Source organism: Clostridium grantii DSM 8605 (assembly GCF_900129965.1).
Lineage (GTDB): Bacteria > Bacillota > Clostridia > Clostridiales > Clostridiaceae > Clostridium_AF > Clostridium_AF grantii.
On the sequence record NZ_FQXM01000011.1, the window covers coordinates 61,074 to 80,820 of the forward strand.

Annotated in this window: 14 protein-coding genes; 6 read left to right on the top strand and 8 right to left on the bottom strand. The window is 28.5% G+C overall.

Translation table 11 applies throughout. From position 1 onward, the window contains the following. Positions 1–187 precede the first annotated feature (187 nt). Together BUB83_RS10950 and BUB83_RS10955 are read left to right on the top strand one after the other, a co-directional pair. On the top strand, positions 188–1,039 hold the full coding sequence (locus BUB83_RS10950; RefSeq protein ID WP_073338515.1) for an aldo/keto reductase: 852 nt from the start codon (positions 188–190) through the stop codon (positions 1,037–1,039). A gap of 268 nt (positions 1,040–1,307) precedes the next feature. After that, positions 1,308–1,484: an aspartyl-phosphate phosphatase Spo0E family protein gene (locus BUB83_RS10955; protein WP_084133522.1), complete on the top strand. Its 177-nt coding sequence runs from the start codon at positions 1,308–1,310 to the stop codon at positions 1,482–1,484. Between the two features lie 154 nt (positions 1,485–1,638). Here the strand turns inward: BUB83_RS10955 and BUB83_RS10960 are convergent, their stop codons facing one another. Beyond that, positions 1,639–2,238, bottom strand: coding sequence for a hypothetical protein (locus BUB83_RS10960; RefSeq protein WP_073338516.1), 600 nt, complete (start codon positions 2,236–2,238; stop codon positions 1,639–1,641). Positions 2,239–2,667: 429 nt separating this feature from the next. Between BUB83_RS10960 and BUB83_RS10965 the strand changes: the two genes are divergently transcribed. From BUB83_RS10965 to BUB83_RS22445, 3 genes are all read left to right on the top strand, one after another. Next, the gene (locus BUB83_RS10965; RefSeq protein WP_073338517.1) at positions 2,668–3,924 is read left to right on the top strand and encodes an L-lactate MFS transporter; all 1,257 of its coding nucleotides are present in this window, start codon (positions 2,668–2,670) and stop codon (positions 3,922–3,924) included. 92 nt (positions 3,925–4,016) lie between these two features. After that, positions 4,017–4,997, top strand: a complete 981-nt coding sequence (locus BUB83_RS10970) for a D-isomer specific 2-hydroxyacid dehydrogenase family protein (protein WP_073338518.1) — start codon at positions 4,017–4,019, stop codon at positions 4,995–4,997. A gap of 304 nt (positions 4,998–5,301) precedes the next feature. Then, on the top strand, positions 5,302–7,242 hold the full coding sequence (locus BUB83_RS22445) for a methyl-accepting chemotaxis protein (RefSeq protein WP_073338519.1): 1,941 nt from the start codon (positions 5,302–5,304) through the stop codon (positions 7,240–7,242). Between the two features lie 245 nt (positions 7,243–7,487). On the opposite strand, the gene BUB83_RS10980 is transcribed toward BUB83_RS22445, so the two are convergent. Together BUB83_RS10980 and BUB83_RS10985 are read right to left on the bottom strand one after the other, a co-directional pair. Beyond that, complete coding sequence (locus tag BUB83_RS10980; RefSeq protein ID WP_073338520.1) at positions 7,488–10,031, bottom strand: diguanylate cyclase; 2,544 nt, start codon at positions 10,029–10,031, stop codon at positions 7,488–7,490. Between the two features lie 293 nt (positions 10,032–10,324). Continuing rightward, positions 10,325–11,482 (bottom strand): iron-containing alcohol dehydrogenase, encoded by a 1,158-nt coding sequence (locus tag BUB83_RS10985; protein ID WP_073338521.1) that lies wholly within the window; start codon positions 11,480–11,482, stop codon positions 10,325–10,327. 326 nt (positions 11,483–11,808) lie between these two features. Here BUB83_RS10985 and BUB83_RS10990 point away from each other — a divergent pair, with 326 nt between their 5' ends. Continuing rightward, positions 11,809–12,657 carry a helix-turn-helix transcriptional regulator gene (locus tag BUB83_RS10990; protein ID WP_073338522.1) on the top strand — a complete coding sequence of 283 codons (849 nt, stop codon included), beginning with the start codon at positions 11,809–11,811 and terminating at the stop codon, positions 12,655–12,657. Between the two features lie 194 nt (positions 12,658–12,851). On the opposite strand, the gene BUB83_RS10995 is transcribed toward BUB83_RS10990, so the two are convergent. The 5 genes from BUB83_RS10995 to BUB83_RS11015 form a co-directional block, all read right to left on the bottom strand. Further along, positions 12,852–13,703, bottom strand: a complete 852-nt coding sequence (locus tag BUB83_RS10995) for a carbohydrate ABC transporter permease (RefSeq protein WP_341465349.1) — start codon at positions 13,701–13,703, stop codon at positions 12,852–12,854. Positions 13,704–13,705: 2 nt separating this feature from the next. After that, positions 13,706–14,596: a carbohydrate ABC transporter permease gene (locus tag BUB83_RS11000; RefSeq protein ID WP_073338523.1), complete on the bottom strand. Its 891-nt coding sequence runs from the start codon at positions 14,594–14,596 to the stop codon at positions 13,706–13,708. A gap of 81 nt (positions 14,597–14,677) precedes the next feature. After that, positions 14,678–15,979, bottom strand: a complete 1,302-nt coding sequence (locus tag BUB83_RS11005) for an ABC transporter substrate-binding protein (protein ID WP_073338524.1) — start codon at positions 15,977–15,979, stop codon at positions 14,678–14,680. Positions 15,980–16,081: 102 nt separating this feature from the next. Then, the gene (locus BUB83_RS11010; RefSeq protein ID WP_073338525.1) at positions 16,082–17,608 is read right to left on the bottom strand and encodes a response regulator transcription factor; all 1,527 of its coding nucleotides are present in this window, start codon (positions 17,606–17,608) and stop codon (positions 16,082–16,084) included. Then, positions 17,601–19,358, bottom strand: coding sequence for a sensor histidine kinase (locus tag BUB83_RS11015; protein WP_073338526.1), 1,758 nt, complete (start codon positions 19,356–19,358; stop codon positions 17,601–17,603). Before BUB83_RS11015 ends, BUB83_RS11010 begins: the two co-directional genes overlap by 8 nt. Positions 19,359–19,747: the final 389 nt, after the last annotated feature.

Consider the following 19,747-nt stretch of genomic DNA (forward strand, 5'->3'; position numbering starts at 1 on the left):
TTATATTAAAGACTATTTCAAATTGATTCTAATCCTTAAAATGGACTAAATCTTCGTAAATAACAGCTACAATCAAAATCGAACTATTTACTTACATAGGTTAATTCTTGACATAATCATTTTTCTTGTGTATACTTTAATTGTTCAAATATGTATACACATCAATTCTAGAAATGAGGTTTTTTTTATGAAATCAGTTAAAGACATATATACACTAAATAATCAAACAAAAATTCCTTGTGTTGGATATGGTACATGGCAAATGCCAAACGATGACACAGGTTATCAAGCACTTCTTACTGCTTTTGAGGCTGGATATAGTCACATTGATACCGCAGAAGGTTATGATAATGAAGAAACGGTTGGAAAAGCTATTAAAAACAGCGGAATTCCAAGAGAAGAAATATTTTTGACAACCAAATTGGGCAACAAATCTCATGGCTATGAAGAGACATTGTTAGCTTTTGAAGCTTCTTTAGAAAGATTGCAGGTTAGCTATGTGGATTTATATTTAATTCATTGGCCTAATCCCGTTTATTACAGAGATCATTGGGAAGAGACTATTCAATCCACATGGAGAGCCATGGAAAAACTATATATGGAAGGTAAAATAAAAGCCATAGGTGTTAGTAATTTTAAAATTCATCATTTAGAAGCATTATTAAAAACAGCTAAAATTATTCCTGCAGTTAATCAACTACGCTTGTGTCCAGGTGATGTGGATAGTAAGCTAGTACAATGGTGTGAAGATAAAGGTATTTTATTACAAGCTTATAGTCCTTTGGGTACAGGTAAAGTACTGCAATTGGAAGTTGTTAATAACATTGCTAAAAAACATAATACCTCTGCAGCATATATTGCACTTGCATGGAGTATACAGCGTGGTTTTCAACCTTTAGTAAAATCAGTTAAGCCTCATAGGATAATTGATAACACAAAATTCTTTCATGTTACATTAGATGAAGAAGATATGAATTTATTGAATCAATTGAATGGGTGTGTGGGACATGCTGACGACCCAGATACAGTACCATGGTAAAACAATTATAAATTTTTCTATATTTAATAAGGGTGCTCAAATTTGAGCACCCTTATAATTTTTTGAAATTATAATAAATTATTAGTTGAACTGGGATACCTATATTACCCTAAACTAGTTTGAATGATATTTTGATCATTATTGTAAAATATTGTTTTTATGTATTCTTTATATATTTTATGTAAATATTTATATTTTTATGTTGCTTTTTGCCAACAATTCTTGTATTATATAAAATATAGAACGCTAGTTTGAGGAGGTCATTTTAATGGAAATAAACTCTACTTATCTGGAAGAAAAAAGAGAACATTTAAATAAGCTAATAGAAAAAAATCCATCAAATCTTCTTACTACTGAAATTATCAAAGCTAGTCAAGATTTAGACCTTCTTATTAAGGAATATCAACTATTTATGAATAAGCTTAGTCAATTTAATGGTAAATAAAATAATGTACTTCAATCTATAATTTTGTTTGTACCAAAAAACAATAATGGCAGGCATAGTAGTTATATTTTTTTTATATTAACTCCTATGGCTGCCACTTGCACTAGCAAACTATAATATACTATCTTTTAAACTTATATTTGTAGAATAAATACTATTTATTGGTTTCTTTCCCCATGTCTATTAAGAAAATAGAGCCATCCATTTGGCTTTCCCCTATAGCACAACTTTGTTCAATACCAGATTCAGTTTTATAAGATGCTCTAATACTTGGCATATCTGGCATATAAAAGTTAAAAATCAAAGGTTTATCCGGTGTTAATTCTTCTGTTGAATATAAAAGTTCTCCTTCATCAGATGGATTAGCATCAGCATGCTCAACATGTGATAATTTGAAATCAGTTATTTTTTCCTTAGGTAAAATCAATAAAGCTGGGCCATCCTCATCAATAATAAATATATTAGCGTTGTTATATTTCTTTAATTGTTCTTCATTTGCATATGCTACTGTTATTTTAATTTCTTCTGATATAGAATCATTATCATTCACTTCAGTTTTTTCTTCAGTTTTTTCTTCAGCTTTTTCTTCTGTTTTTTCTTCAGCTTTTTCTTCTGTTTTTTCTTCAGCTTTTTCTTCTGTTTTTTCACTTGCTGAATTATTCACTTTTGATTCAGCAGAGTTTGTTTTATTTGCACAACCAACAAGTGAAACCATTAAAAATGTTATTAATAAATAATTTAAGTATTTTTTCAAAATATTCCTCCTGAAAATATATTTTTTTACTACAAGAAATCCTTATTTATGGAATTCATCCTAATAATTCTAACACAAAAATAATCATTTTATTATAATTTTTGATGAAATGTATAATTTTCTGTATAAAATGTATAATTTTCTGTATAAAATGTAATTTGAGTTTCATATAATTATATTATTTAATGATTAATAAAAGAAGGTTCTTTTAGAATAATTTACAAATAAATTTACAGTTTTTTCTTGGTACAAAGATTTTTGTACTTTTAAACATATTCATAATAAATAATCTGTTGTATTATTATCATTAATGCAATCATGTAAACCAGTGTATTTTTACATGATTGCATTTGATTGCTTAACATATTTATAGAGCCAATAAGGATAAAACTAAAGAAAGATTAGATAAAAAGAAAGAAGGATTATTTAATGACAGATAAAAAAATTAATCGCAATACATCATTATTTGCATCAACTATTATAAATTTATGCGTGGGAGCCGTATATGCATTTAGTGTATTTGCTGGACCTTTAGCAGCACATTTTAATTGGACAAGATCTCAAGTAATGACAGCCTTCACCATAAGCACAGCAATATCTGCTATTTCAATGATTTTAGGGGGTAAATTAGTGGATAAAGGAGGGGCAAGAATTGCTATAATGTTAGGTTCTGCAATGTTCGGTATTGGTTTTATTTTAACAAGCTTTGTAAGAACACCCTTAGGTTTATATTTGTCATATGGTGTTGTAACAGGATTAGGACAATCTATGGCTTACTCCGGTAACCTTGGAAATATTATTAAATTGTTTCCAGATAAAAAAGGATTAGCCTCTGGTATTGTTACAGCTGGATATGGTGGGGGAACAATTCTTGCAGCGCCTATAATTAACTATCTTATCCAAAGTCAAGGTGTTTTAGCTACTTTTAGATTCATGGGTATTGCCTACTTTTTAATTACGGTTAGCCTAAGTATGTTTGTAAAACCTGCTCCTGCAGGTTACAAGGGCGTAAAGGATAAATCTTCAATTTCTACTAATGATATAACTGAGGATGTAACTGAAAATGTAACTGATGTCCACTGGACAAGTATGATAAAGAAACCGAAGTTTTATTTAATTGTAGCCATGCTAATGATAGGAGCCTTATCTGGGATGATGATTACTTCAAACGCTTCGACTATTGGACAAAGTATGTTTGGTTTATCCGCAACTAAAGCAGCATTCTATGTAAGTTTATATGCACTCAGTAATTGTTTAGGTCGTGTATTTTGGGGAACTATCTCCGACAAGTTGGGGCGTTATAAAGCGTTAATATGTATTTACTCTATTATAGCTATAATGTTATTATTTATTGCAAATACAACATCAATTTTAGGTTTTGCATGTTCATTAATTGGAATAGGTTTATGTTTTGGTGGTACAATGGGTGTTTTTCCATCCGTAGTAGCAGAAAAATTCGGAATGAAATACCATGGGGTTAATTATGGAATAACATTTATAGGTTACTCGGCTGCAGCATTTTTTGGACCAAAAATAGCTGTTCAAGTAGCTGACTCAAATAAAGGCGATTTTACATTAGCATTCTATATTGCATTAGTATTAAGTTTGGGTGGAATATTTCTTACACTATTATTTATGTCCTTAGAGAAAAAGAATATTAATGAAAAGAATAAAATATACCTTTGATAAAATTAGCACTAATCTGTGTTTTTTGTTATAATTCTATTTAATCACAAATAAATGATTTGCAAAAACATGCAGATTAACGGAGGATTAATATGAAAATCTTAGCTTTTGAAGTTTATGATGATGAAAAACCATATTTTGATAAATATGAAGCGGAATATCAGTGTGAAATAACCTGTGTCCCTGATGCACTCACCAAAGATAATTTATCATTGGTACATGGTTATGATGCCCTTTCTATTTTAGGAAGAAGTTTTTTAACTGCTGATATAGAAGATTACCTAAAACAAGCTGGAATAAAATGTTGTACTACACGAACCATTGGTTATAACCATATTGATATAAATCATGCTCATGAAATAGGTTTAGCTCTTGCTAATTCTAGTTATCCACCTACAGGCGTAGCAGAATACACAGTAATGTTTATATTAATGTCTTTAAGGCATTATAAACAAGCAATGTATCGAGCAAATGTAAATGATTATTCCCTCTCAGGTTTACAAGGTCGTGAGCTTAATGAATTAACTGTTGGAATTATTGGAACAGGAAATATAGGCATAAGCGTTATCCAAAATCTATCTGGCTTTGGATGTAAAATACTTGCTTATGACATGTATGAAAATGATACTGTTAAAAAATATGCGGAATATACAGATTTAGACACACTTATAAGTTCATGTGATGTTATTTCCCTTCATACCCCTTTGCTAGAAAGTACCTATCATATAATTAATGATGAAACCGTCACAAAAATGAAAGATGGCGTAATTTTAGTAAACTGTGCAAGAGGTGAACTTATGGATGTGGATGCTTTAATCCATGGAATTGAATCACAAAAAATAGGAGCCTTAGCTTTAGATGTTATCGAAGGAGAAGATGACCTTTATCATAAAGATAAAAGAACTGATATTATCAGTAACCAAAAGATAGCCTATCTTCGTCAATTTCCAAACGTTATAATGACACAACATATGGCTTTTTATACAAATATCGCAGTATCAAACATGGTAAGAAATTCAATAAAAGCTATTCATGATTTAATAGAAACAGGTACTTGCTCCACGAAAATATAAGCTTTATATTTGAGAATGAAAAAGACTGCAAATAAATTTAGTTTTAAATTTATTTGCAGTCTTTGATTTTTAATTTATAGTATTCTTCATCAGTAATAACTCTTGGCTTAGCGCAAAATTTGTAGTATAATGTCAAGTAAATGAATTAAAATTTTAATTAAATTAAATATTTAACTCATTTGTATTTTACCTTTTAAATATAGTTTGGATAATGAAATCACCTAAAGAGATTATATTTATTAAAAGGATTATATATGTATCCCACTAGGATGCCTATACTTAACACTTATACTGGAGGTCTAAAATGAAACTAAAGAATAAAATATTAATCCCAATTATCAGTATACTACTAATTATAAATATAATTACTGGTGTTGTGATTTACGGGCAAATTAAACAAGGCGTAGTCATGCAATTGATTGAAGCTCAAATGAAAAGTCAAATAAGCAACTTAAAGAATAACATTGACGCACGTAGTAACATTGAAGAAACATTCCTTAATACTTTAGATGAAAAAAATCTAGACTTAGCAGAATCAATTGCTGAAATAATAAAAGAAAACCCTTCCATGCTAGAAACAAGTAAGTTACAAGCATTAGCAATTAGTCTTGGTGTAGACGAAATTCATATTACAAATGGACAAGGTGTAATTACTAATGGAACAATTGAAGACTTTTATGGGTTTGATTTTAATACAACTGATCAAACAAAACCATTTATTGAATTGATTGGACAGGCTAATGGTCGCTTAGCACAAGAACCAAGCGAAAGAGGTACAGATAAAGCTCTCTTTCAGTATATTGGTGTTTCTAGACTAGATGAACCTGGTATTGTTCAAATCGGATTATTACCCACTTACATTGATGAAATTAGAGAAGATATTGGTTTACAGCCTTTAATTGAGGTGCTGAAGATTGGAGAAAGCGGATATGCTTATATAATTGATAAAGATGGAATTACTCTTTATCATCAAAATTCAGATAATGTTGGAACCGATATTCATGATATTCCTGCATTAAGTCCAATTTTGGAAAAAGATAATGGATTCTTTAAGTATGATTATAATGGAGAAACAGTTTATGCCTCATTTCAAAAAATGGATGATGTTAAAATCGTAACAACATTACCAAAAAAAGATTTTGAAAACAAATTAAATAATATATTAATTAGTATGGTCATAATATTTACAATTTCTTTACTGTCAATCATCGCTGTTATTATCTTCATAGCATCCAAAGTGACTAAACCTATTAATTCATTAGTTGGTATTGCAAATACTTTAGCTGATGGCAACTTAGATGTTTCCATAGATATCCATACAAAAGATGAAACTGGACAACTTGCAACAGCTTTTAAATCTATGACAAATAAAATAAATTTAGTTATGAGAAATATCAATGTTTCATCAGAACAAGTTGCTATAGGCTCCAATCAAGTAGCTAATTCAAGTATTTCTCTGTCACAAGGGGCCACAGAACAAGCAAGTTCAATTGAAGAGTTGACCGCTACTATTGATGATGTAGCTTCACAAACAAGAAAAAATGCGGATAATGCAGAAAAAGCAAAAGAAATATCTACCATTGCAGAAAACTACGCAAGACAAGGTAATGAACAAATGGATAATATGTTAACTGCAATGACAGAGATTAATGATTCCTCCAATAATATTTCTAAAATTATCAAAGTAATTGATGAGATTGCATTCCAAACCAATATTTTAGCCTTAAATGCAGCAATTGAAGCTGCAAGAGCGGGAGAACATGGTAAAGGATTTGCAGTGGTTGCAGAAGAAGTAAGAAACTTAGCCGCTAGATCCGCCAATGCGGCAAGCGAAACCACTACAATGATAGAAAGCTCTATTGTTAAAGTTCAAGATGGTACGAAAATTGCAAACGCCACTGCTAATGCCCTAAATAAAATTGTTGATGGCATATCTAAGTCAACAGAATTAGTTGGTGAAATTGCAATAGCTTCCAATGAACAAGCACAAAGTGTTGAACAAATCAAACAAGGTATAACAGAAATTGCAAACGTGGTACACACTACAAGCGCTACTGCGGAAGAAACAGCAGCAGCAAGTGAAGAGCTGTCTGGTCAAGCAGAAATGCTTAAACTACAAGTGGCAACCTTTAAGCTTAAAGACAAAGTAAATGATATAGAATATACTCAAGAAAGCCTTAGTCTAGAATCTTCAAATGAAGTAAAACAAATCTCCTTAAATAATTCTGATTTTGGAAAGTATTAAGATTATTAGTGTAAAATAAAACAAAGAAAACTTAGAAAGTGTATTTTCTCTTTCTAAGTTTTCTTTCTTAGTTTTATACTATTTTTATACAAGGCACTGTTATCCTTATGATAGCTTTAAATATAGAAATATAGAAATTAATTATATGGATACCATAAAGACTTCAATAAAAGGTGATATGCTAAATTAACCTGCTCAAAATTGAGCAGGTTAATTTTGAAATAATCTTTTAAAATATCATTAATTTATTTGAATTGAACTATTTTATTTTTTCCAACTTTTATATCAGCGCTTCCGCATTTAGGGCAGACTCCACTTTGGTATCTATTTTCAAAGTGGTAATTACAATTATTACATTCTATTTTCTTTGCCCTATATAATGCTTTATCCGCCATAGAAAACAACAATTTTACTATGTTTTCTTTTAATTCTAGCTTTCTTTCCATTGTAATATTATTCAAATTGTCACCATCAAAAATCTCATTTAATCCTTTTAGCTTTAATTCATTGCAAATATAGTCCTCATTTTCTTTAAGAGATGAAATTCCAAAACTACACTTAAATAAAATGGTTTTGTTTTTCTCATTACTAATTTTAAAGGATTTTTTTATCCTTTCTAACAAAGCTATAGTCTGCATACTATTACTATTTGGTAGTGCTACTAAAAATTCATCCCCACCATATCTTCCTGCAATATCATCTCTACGCAAATTATTATTTAGTGTTTTCCCTATAGTTGCTAGTACTTTATCTCCAATTTCATGTCCATATAAATCATTTACTTGCTTAAAATTATCTACATCAAAAAATACTATAGTTAAATCCTCACCTTTGTTTTTTAAAATTAATTTATTTAAAAGATAAAAGGTTCTTTTTCTATTATTTAATTGTGTTAATACATCAATATTTGCATCTTTAAAGGTTTTTAAGTATTCCATATATTTTTTTAAAAAGATTTCAACATTAAGAATAAATTCTTCTTCATTAAGTGGTTTTTTCAAATATGCCATTGCACCTTTACGTTTTCTTTTTATCATTATATCATTATCTGCTATTGCTGAAACAAATATAAAAGGAATGTTGCTAAACTCCTCTTTAGCTGCTATTTCATCATGCAATAAATCTCCTGTCATTATAGGCATATTATAATCACTAATAATAATATCAGGTTTATATTCATAAATAGCTTCCAAAGCTTGTTTTCCATTATAAGCTAAAATAAAATTCTTATAACCTGCATTCTTTAAAATAGTTTTTTCTATATTTAATATATCAGCATTGTCATCAATTAACAAAATCTTAGATTTTTTTAAATCAAACTCACTATTTTCAATATCTTCAAAGAAGGTTTCTACTACATTCTCCTTTGTATCTTTTAATTCAGCAAATATAATGTTATCAGCCGCTTCTACATTGGATATATTGGACAAAGCCTCATTTATATTATAAACCTCTTCTTTTGAAATAGGAAAGTGTTTATATCCTTTTAAAAATTCCAAGTAAAATTCTGTTCCTTTACCCTCACCTTCAGATTCAAACCAAATCTTGCCTATCAACAATTCTGTTAATTGCTTAGAATAAGCTAGACCTATTCCAGTTCCTTTATATGATAAATTCCTAGAATTATTCAATTGTTCAAATCTTTTAAAAACCCTTTCTTGATTCTCCTTTGATATTCCAATTCCATTATCTTTAATTGATATCTGAACTGAATTATTCAAATTTTTTACTTTAATAATTACAATTCCCTTTTCTTTATCAGAAAATTTTATTGCATTTGATATAATATTATTTACTATAGCTTCAAGTTTTTCTTTATCTATATAAAAATCATCAATCTCTTTTTCTGGAATTTCTAGTAATATTTTGGTATTACTAAGATATAGTGCCGAGTTATAAAAGTCCTGCAGATTTTTTATATAATCAACAATTGGCAATTTAACTATATTTAGTGTAACTCCTCTAGCATCCATTTTTGCTACTTCCAATAATGTATCAATAGAATTTTTTAGTTGCACTGAAGAAAGATATATGGTTTTAAAGACTTCTGACTGATCTTTTTCCCCAACTTTAATTTCATTATTTCCCTCTTTTTTCTTCCAAATACCTGCTAAATTATAAATTATCATAAGAGGCGTTCTAAAATCATGGGTTATATTTTCAATAAAATCATTTTTCATCACATACAATTTTTCAAGTTCTTCTCTAGCTGTTTCTAAATTTGTACGAGCAATATATTCTTTTTTTGCCGCTGAATACCTCAATATATTCATCCCAATTGTAAAGATTATTAATGTAGCGAGATAAAATACACCGGCAATTAAGTTTTCTGTACTAATATTATGAATTTTATAAATACTAAAACTTATAACAGGGGCTATGCTGGCAATTACCATCATAATACGTGTATATAAAGGTCTCCACAAAATAGCTCCAGCACTCATCAAAGTTGTAAAACTATATCCCATAATATAAGCTAATAAATAATTTTCTGTAAATGGCAACATCCAAGCAATTGAAATAATAAGTATTACATTGCTGATAAAACACACCTTGTTAATATGCTTTCTAAATTTCTTAAAACTTACAAAAATAAGCATTGAAACTATTAGCAGGGTAACGCCACTTCTAACAAAAATAAATTTCATCCACTGTAAAGGCAATAAATAATAATCAAATACGCTCCATACAAAGAACATAGCTGAAATAATCCATAATTCTACATATGTAATTCTATAAGTATTTTCTTTTAATTGATTATGAAAAATTTTAATCTTAGCTTTATCCATAGTTCCTCCGCATATTAACCGTTTCCATTATTATATCATTTATCTTCAACAAGCTCCACAAAAGAACTTAAAGATATGTGAGATGATATACATATAGCTACAAATAGAAATATATAAAAATTAGGAATTAATCATTGCTTCAATTGTACTTTTATTTAATACTGTAACCATAAAAAATAATACAATGCGAAGAAAAAAACCAGGGTAGTAATTATTCCAATATCAATTGGAATTTTATTCTACCCTGGGTCCTTAACGAGAAAGCTTGCTGAGCGCTTGCTCTTATAAATTATTTATATATTCTTTGCTGTTCTACCATAATATGCTGATTCATATATAGCTTTAACATCTTCTATAGAAGATACTCTAGGATTTGTTAATGTACATGGATCTTCAAAAGCATTTTTACTCATTCTATCTAATACTTCCTTAAATTTTTCTTCTGACATATCTACTTCTGTTACTTCTTTTAAAGTTACAGGAATTCCTACTTTTTTATTTAATGTTTTTAGCTCTTCTACTAAATCCTTTATTTCCAATTGCTTTTCTATTTCTTTAAATTTATCTGTAGCTTTCATATTATATTCAATGATATAAGGTAATAATATTGAATTTGCAAGACCGTGAGTAATACCAAATTCTCCACCAATTTTATGTGCTAGACTATGAACAAGTCCTAATGATGCGTTTGTAAATGCCATTCCAGCAAGTGCTGACGCATTATGCATATCTTCTCTAGCTTTCATATTATCCCCATCAACATATGCAACTGGTAGTTGTTTATACACTAGTTTAATAGCTTCCATAGCAAGAGGATCTGTATAACTTGTAGCTGCAGTTGATACATAAGCTTCTACAGCATGTGTCATAACATCCATACCTGTATTTGCTGTTATATGTGCTGGCATTTTTGCAGGAAGTGCTGGATCTAATAAAGCAATATCAGGAGTGATTTCTGCAGAAACTAAAGGATATTTTATATGATTTTCAGGGTCAGTTATAACTGTGAAAGCTGTAATTTCTGAGGCTGTCCCACTAGTAGATGGTACAGCTATAAATTTAGCTTTTGTTCTTAATTTAGGAAATTTAAAAGCTACTAAATCTTCAAATTTTGTAGCTGGATATTCATAATAAACCCACATTACTTTTGCAGCATCAAGAGCTGAACCACCACCAATAGCAATAATCCAATCAGGATTAAACTCTGCCATTTCTCTTCCGCCTCTAATAACTGTTTCTATAGATGGATTAGGTTCAACACCATCAACGATTGATACTTCCATTCCTGCTTTTTCTAATTGTTTTTTAGCTTCATCCAAGAATCCAAATCTTTTCATTGAATTTCCACCTGTTACTAGTGTAGCTCTTTTACCTTCTAAAGTTGATAAATGTGATAATGCTCCTTCACCAAATATAATTTCTTTTGGAACTCTAAATCCTTGTAAACTCATTATGTACTACCTCCATCTTATTTTTTTATATTAATTTTAATAAATGTTTTATCCCTGGGGTATTTGGGAAATCTTTAGATTGAAATTGTCCTTAAAAAGTAGTTAAATATTTAACATTAAAATATTTATGAATTATTTCATTGTTTATGAAATAGCAGCTAATTAATTCTATTCTGTTGACATTATAAGGTTCTTATACTATGATGTTTTTATAACCTTATAGTTCATATTATATTGTCTACATGAAAAAAAAACTAACACTTTATTGAAAAAAACATCACTTTTTTGAATAGATTGATATTTTTTTAACATTAAGAGGTGAGTCTATGTTAAATATTTTTGACCGAAAACTTGAAATACTTGATGGGTTTGAAACAGAGTATGTTAAAATCCTTTATTATGATTTACCCAAAAATTATTCCGGCGAATATCGAACCTATAATTATTCTCGTTTTTGTACAATAATTAATGGTCATAAAAACGTTACTTTAAATGATAATAGAAAATTCAAGTATAATAAGGATAACTATTTACTTCTTCCTCCAAATTCAAAGGTTCATATGGATATGTATGTAAATACAACCGCCTTGGTTTTTGAATTAAACAATGAATTGATATATGAAGTATTAAGGAAAACCCAATTTTCAAATGTAGCAATAAATGATTTAAAGCTAACAAAAAACTTCTTTTTAGGAGAAAATAAATTTGATATTTCTAAAGATATAGAAAGTATTTTTAATGCTTCAATAAGCAATGAATCTAATAATGAATTTTTAATTGATTTATATGCTCAGAAATTAGTATTTGATTTAATAAAAAATAAATCAGCCTTAAATATATTAAAGGATGGTTCCTCTAATCCTATTAATATAGCTATTAAATATATTGATGAAAACATACATTCCATTATCAATATTAAAGAATTAGCTAATGAATTATATATGTCAGAATCTAATTTTTCTCATTCTTTCAAAAAAATTGTTGGTGAAAAACCAGTAGAATATATCAAGAACAAAAAATTACAAGTAGCTTTAGAATATCTAAAAACTGAAAATGTAACAGAAGTTGCATATGGGTTAGGTTACGCAAATATTTCATATTTTATTAAATTATTTAAAGATAAATATAAAATAACTCCTAAACAGTATCAATTAAATATTTATAATAGCAATTAAAATATTTAAGTAGACTAAGTCGGAGGCTTAATCGCCTCCTTCTCATAATCAACCCGTGCATTTGATTTTCCGCACACCGTCCATATTCTTCTTTCTAAGGCATTCAGTTTTGTAAGATTATAATCACCCATGGGGTGTCTGAAAAATCTTTACCTTTAGCTTGCTAGTAATCTTACATGACACAGATTGTAATTTTACTCCTTAACGGCTCCAGCAGCCAAACCTTCCATAATGTTTTTTTGAAACATAACATAAATAACAAAGGTAGGTATCATAACAATAATAACTGCTGCAGATAATTTCTGCCAAGAGCCACTTTCAGCATTAGCATATCCCATTAAAAATGTTGTCATTGTTTTTAACTTAGTATTTGGCATATACAAATATGGTATATACATATCATTAATAATTGCAACTGCTTTTATTATAATTAGTGTTGATGTTGCTGGTGCCAACAATGGGAATATAATTTTCCTAAACACCGTAAAATAACTACACCCGTCTAATAAAGCACTTTCATCTAGTGAAACTGGCAATTTTGATATAAACTGCCTATAAATATATATTTGCGTTAAATCTGAAGCAATGTATATGAAAATTGGTGCTCCTAATGTGTTGTATAATCCTAATCCTTGTATTACTTTAAATCTTGCAATTTCTGTAATATAGGTTGGAATCATCATCCCCACAAAAAACAATAGAAATATAACTTTTCTAAATGGAAACTTAAATCTTTCCAAAATGTATGCTGTAACAGATCCAATCATCACATTAAAGAAAATACTTATCACTACAATTATAGTTGTATTTCTAATAGCATACGGCAATAATCTATTTGACAAAACTTCTTTTAAATTATCAAATGTAATATTTTTAAATGCTGGCAATAGCAAAGGTGATGTATTTACCATATCCGAACTAGTTTTAACAGCTGCAAATAAAGTTATTAATATAGGTCCTATTACTACTGCAGTTATAATTAAAGAAACTAATATTTTAATAGCATTTTCTATTTTTGTTCTTGTATAGAAAGACATATTTTTCATAATTACCTTTTATCCCTTCCAACATATTTTATAACAAAGCTTTGTACTCCATAAATTATAACAACTAAAAATATCATGGCAATAGCCATTGTTGCTGCTAATCCAAAGTTATTATATTTAAATGCAGTATTTATGGTATATAATGTGAATGTATATGAAGCGTATCCTGGTCCCCCACTTGTCATAACGAAAGGAATGTCAAATGTTTGTAACGAACCAACTACGTTTGTAAACAATACAAAATCTACTACCATTTTAATTGATGGTATTTGTATGTATCTGAATTTTTGAAATGCATTTGCGCCATCAACTGTTGCCGCTTCTAACATTTCTTTTGGAATAGACTGTAATGCTGCGATAAATAGGATTATATGGTACCCACTAAATTTCCACAAAGATACAGATGCTAATATATGATTTACTATTGCAGTTTCTGAAAGCCAATTATGTATTAGTGAGTCTAATCCAAATAATGTAAGTGTAGCATTTAACCCTCCATTAATAGGTGACAAAAAGTATGAGAAGGCATATGCTACTGCAACACCATTTAAAATATATGGCATAAAAGTTATAGATTTAAAAAACTTTGAACCAAAAAATGTAGAATTTAACATTACCGCTAACGCCAATTCAATAGGTATAAATGATAAATGGGTGAAAAAATACACCATATTATTTCTTAGTGAAAGCCATAAATCAGGTGACTGAAAAATCATTGTACTATAATTTTGAAATCCAACAAAAGTTTGTTCTAATGATAATCCATTCCAATTTGTAAAACTAATTCTAAACAATTCACCCATAGGATATATAACAAACAATATCAATAAAGAAATGGGTACAATTAAACTTATATATATGAAGAGGTATTTTTGCTTAGCTAAACTATTCATAAAAACTCCTTTTTATTTTTCTATTAAGATTCATCATGCAAGTCATAAAATACTTGCATAATGAATCTAGAAAACTATTCTTTACTTAATATTTAATGTTGTTCTAGCTTGTTTCCAAGCTTCATTTAATCTTACTAATTCTTCATCTAAATCAAAGCCTTCTATAAAAAACTGTGCTCCTAATTTTTTGTAATTAAATTTTGTTTGAGCTACAATGTCATTAAAATCCTTATTACCACCATCATAACAAACATTTACCATATCTGGTTGTTTTTCATCTGCAGCTTTAAGTATTGGATCCTTTTCTTTTGAATATGTACTAAGTGCTGAGTCATCACCTTTTGCATTAATGAATTCTGGATACCACTCATTGCTAAAGAAAAAGTTAATGAACTCTTTTGCTATTTCTTGATTAGCAGAATCTTGTGAAATTGACAAGAAATTATCTCCTTGAATTACATTTCTAAATTCTTCATCTTCACTATCTCTCACTGGTAAATAGAAAGTACTTAGTGTAGATAAATCTCTACCCTCACCTTGTAATTTTGAAAGTAATGTAGGTGCAAATGTTATCATTCCTACTTGTTTTTCTGCAAACAAAGATGAAACTTGATCATGTCCAATTCCTAATGGATCTTTTCCACAAACACCTGAAGTAAATAAGTCATATACTTTATGATAAGTTTTACTTATATCAGTTCCTTCTGCAAATGGCTCGTCCTGTGTTGCTATCTCATTCCATAAAGCACCATTTCCACTTTCTGCTGCTGGCATAAACTCCATATATGGGTACGTTGGCCATTCATCTTTAGCACCTACTCCTAAAGCAATAAAATTTGGATCATTCTTGGAATAAAAATCTTTTAGTGTTTTAGCTACATCTGCAAATTCATTCCAAGTTTTAGGGACCTCTACACCAGCTTCTTCAAACATATCTGTCCAATAATACACATAACTTTTTCCTGATACAGTAGGTAATCCATAAACCTTGTCATCAATTCTGTAATCTTTTGAAAACAAATTATTATCTGTTGATTCTAATTCTGTCAAATCAGATAAATAATCCTTATAATCTGAAAACATATACGTTTTCATATACATAACATCCGGCAATTGATTTGCTGAAGCTCTTATCTTCATAGCATTATTATATTCGGCTGCATCCTTATATTCTTCTACTTCGATATTAACATTAGGATGTTCTTTTTGAAAAGCACCCTGTAAATCCTTGTCATTAAATAGCTTACTATCATCTGGTGCAAAGCATGCTATTTTTAATGTAACCTTATCCTCTTTTTCTGTACTTGAATCAGAGCATCCAACAAATAACGTTGTCATAATAGAAATCACTAGCAATAATGCAAAAATTTTTTTTATTTTCATAATCTTCCTCCTTTTATTTGAAATACTTTTTCACTACATTAATAAAATAACATTTTCCTCATACAGGATATATGATGTTTCTTCACTTTTTTTGATGTATTTTCACATTTTGTCCATAAAAGCTTTGGGTGATTGGCCAACAGTTTTTTTAAATACTCTAGTAAAATGTTCTACATTCTTATACCCTACAGCTTCACTAATTTCATAAACTTTCATTGTTGTACCTTCCATCAATTTTTTTGCTTTATTAATCCTAATGCTTTGCAAATATTCTATAAAGGATTTTCCACACTCTTTTTTAAATTTTGAACTGAAATATCTCTCATTTAATCCTGCCAAACTAGCAACTTCCCCTAAAGAAAGATTAGCATCTGCAAAATTATCCTGAATATATCTTTTAATCGTTTGGAATGATGTTTCATTTAAATTCATAAAAGATTTCTTCCTAAAATAATCAAAAACACATCTATTAAAATTATTAACCCACATTACAACATCTTTTCCATCTAAAAGTCCTTCCACTTTTTCTTCAAAACAAATAGATAGACCAAAAACGTTCCAGATACTGTCTCCACTTTCTTCTAGCATTATTCCCTCAAAATAAATCATCTGTAAACATAATTTTTTAAGAGACTCCAGATTTTCTTTTTCCAAATTATTAAATAGCTTTGATTGTGCCTGCATCATTTTTTCATTATCTAAAAATTTTACACTTGTTAACAAAAGGTTAAATATGTCTTTTTTCTTTAAAACTTCTCCCAGCTCAAACTTTTCTTCGTCTTTATGGGTAAATATTTTATTTTCACCATATACGTATTTTAATGATAAATTTAAGCTTGCTAAATTAATAGCTTTATGAAATTCCTTTGCCTCAATAGCCAATGGGCTTGCCCCTATGGTAACATACAAGTTCATATAATTCTTTAGTACTTTACTTATCTGATTACATAAAGAATGTAATTTTTCAAAAGAATCACCTGGTACATAATAGCATAAAATTAATCTTGTCTCTGAGTATTGCGTTAATTCACATTCTTTTGCCACCCTGGGAATTTGTTTTATAACCTCCATCATTGGAATAAATAAATCTTCATTTAAATCTGAAAACCTTTTTCTTACACTAACAATATCTGAGATTTCAATTATTACAATATAAAAATTATGAAATTTATTTTGTGGTACTTCAACTCTTCCATAAATATATTCCTTTAATATATCTTGTTTCATTTTGGGAATTGCTTTTATTATTTGTGGTACCATTTTACTTTTTACATTTTGCATATAAGAATTTAGATAATCAGAAGTCAATTCTGCTTTCAACAGATAATCTTCAATGCCAATTTTAAACGCTTCTCTTACTAGTTCAAATTCATTAAAAGAACTAAGTGCAATGATTACAATAGACCCATTTTCTTGCCGAACCTTATGCATAAGTTCAATACCATCCATTATAGGCATTTTCATATCAGTTATCATAACATGTACTATCTTTGTATGAATCTGTTCTAATGCAATTTTTCCATTAGCCGCTTCCCCAATAACTTGGAATCCAATACTCTCCCAATTTATCATAGTTATAATTGCTGCTCTGCTCATTGCGTCATCATCTACAATTAATACATTATACATTTTTATTCTCCTTATTTCTTAATTTATAGGGAAATACAATTTCCACCTTTGTGTATTCTTGTATCTTACTTGAAATTATAAAATTAAATTGTTGTTCATAATATAAACCTAACCGATTATATATATTTATAATTCCTATTTTATTACTGTTTTCATTTCTTTTAATAAGTATATCTTCAATTTCTTTTTCTGACATTCCCTTGCCATCATCAGTAATATGAATTTTTATATAATTTTTTTCTTTAAAAACCTTAAACACAATATGACCTATATCTTGCTTTTCATCAAATCCATGTACTATTGAATTTTCAAATAATGGTTGCAGTATCAACTTTGGTATAAGACACTGCTGGCAATCCTTATCAATTTGAAACTCTATTTCAAAATTATTTACATATCGCATACCCATAATATATAAATAGGAATTAAGCATCTCTACTTCCTCATATAATGTATGAAAGCTTTCATTGCTTCTAAAAGAACAATCTAATATTTGAATTAATGACTCAGTCATTTTTCTTATTCCATCGTATTTTGCTACCTGTGCCATAAAACGAATTGTGCTTAATGTATTAGATAAAAAATGAGGATTCATCTGAAATTGCAGTGCTCGTAGTTCTTCTTTATGCTTTTCAATTTCTTTTTTTTCATTTTCTAAAATAAGCTGTCTAATTCTTAGAACCATTTTATTAAAAGTACCCTGTATAACCTGTATTTCATATGGTACATTCTTTTCAACAGTAACAGATGCTTTACTAATGTTACTTTTCTCCATAACTTCCGCTAATTTTCCTAAAGGATTTACTATATTTCCTAAAAATTTTATTGAAAAAATATAAAACAAAGAAAAAACAACAGATATACAAACAACAATTAACAAAAAAAATAATTTAAACTCTTCTGTAATAAAATTAGTTCTTGATATTATAACTAGCCTCCAATTAGTGTTTTTTATTTTTGTTATATTGTACTTATTTCCACCTAATTTTCCTTTTTTTAAGTAACTATTAGATAAAATTTCTTCTTCAAATCTTTCATCTGATTTTGCTAAAACAGTTTGATTTTCGTCAACCAAATATACACTTATATGATCAGACCAACTATTGGCAGATTCAATTACATTAAGTGCATTTGATTTTACGTACATAATTCCCATCTCAATTTGATTAAAAATATCATATTTATCTGGTGAAATTGATAACACTAATATTTTTTCTTTGTTATTTGATGATCCATTGTTAGATATAATACTTTTATTTTCAACATTTACATGTATTTTATCCTGCTGCTCTAGAGCATTCTTATACCATTTTGTATTTTTTATCTCATTTCTAGGCAATTCAATAGAATTTTTAAAGTAATATTCTCTTTCACCCTTCATATAAAATTGAATTCCAGCCAATTCCAATTTAGGTAATACTAAAAGATTAAACTGATTTTTTAATAATTGCTCATACATATACTGTTTGTCACCATCGTAAATATTATATAATGCCACAGTATCCAAAACTTGATTATTGTTTGTTAATAAAAACCTACTAAATTGCAGTGAAGAATCATTTATTTCATTCTCCAAAGTATCTAAAATATTTTTTTCAACTAATTCCATATTTGCATCTATTGCATTACTGGATTCTCTTATCAACATAAACATTGCCATTATTCCTATTGATAATATTGGAATAACAATAATTATTATAAAATTCTTTATATATATATTATGAATCTTTTTTGTATCTTTTTTTATCATTACTTTCTCCTCTTCTCAAGCAATTAATTATAAACGTTTAACTGATTCATCTATAGTATTAACAAAACCTTATGTTATCTTACTTGTTTTGAATAAATATCCCTGGATATAATTACATTAGTTACATTCTTTCTAATTTTGAGCAAAACAAACAAACAAACCAATGCCTACTTATTTGCAAAACATTGGTTTATTTGTTTAATTGTATAATGTTGATATTTCATGACTATACTTGCAATAATTGCACTTGTTGATACATTGTCTTTCTTTGTTTCAGTATATATTTTATGATTCAATATTATATTTATAATATCATCAATTATGCTACACAGTTCCTAAAAACTACAATAATAAATAAATATTGCAATTAATCATTCACTATTTTCCCC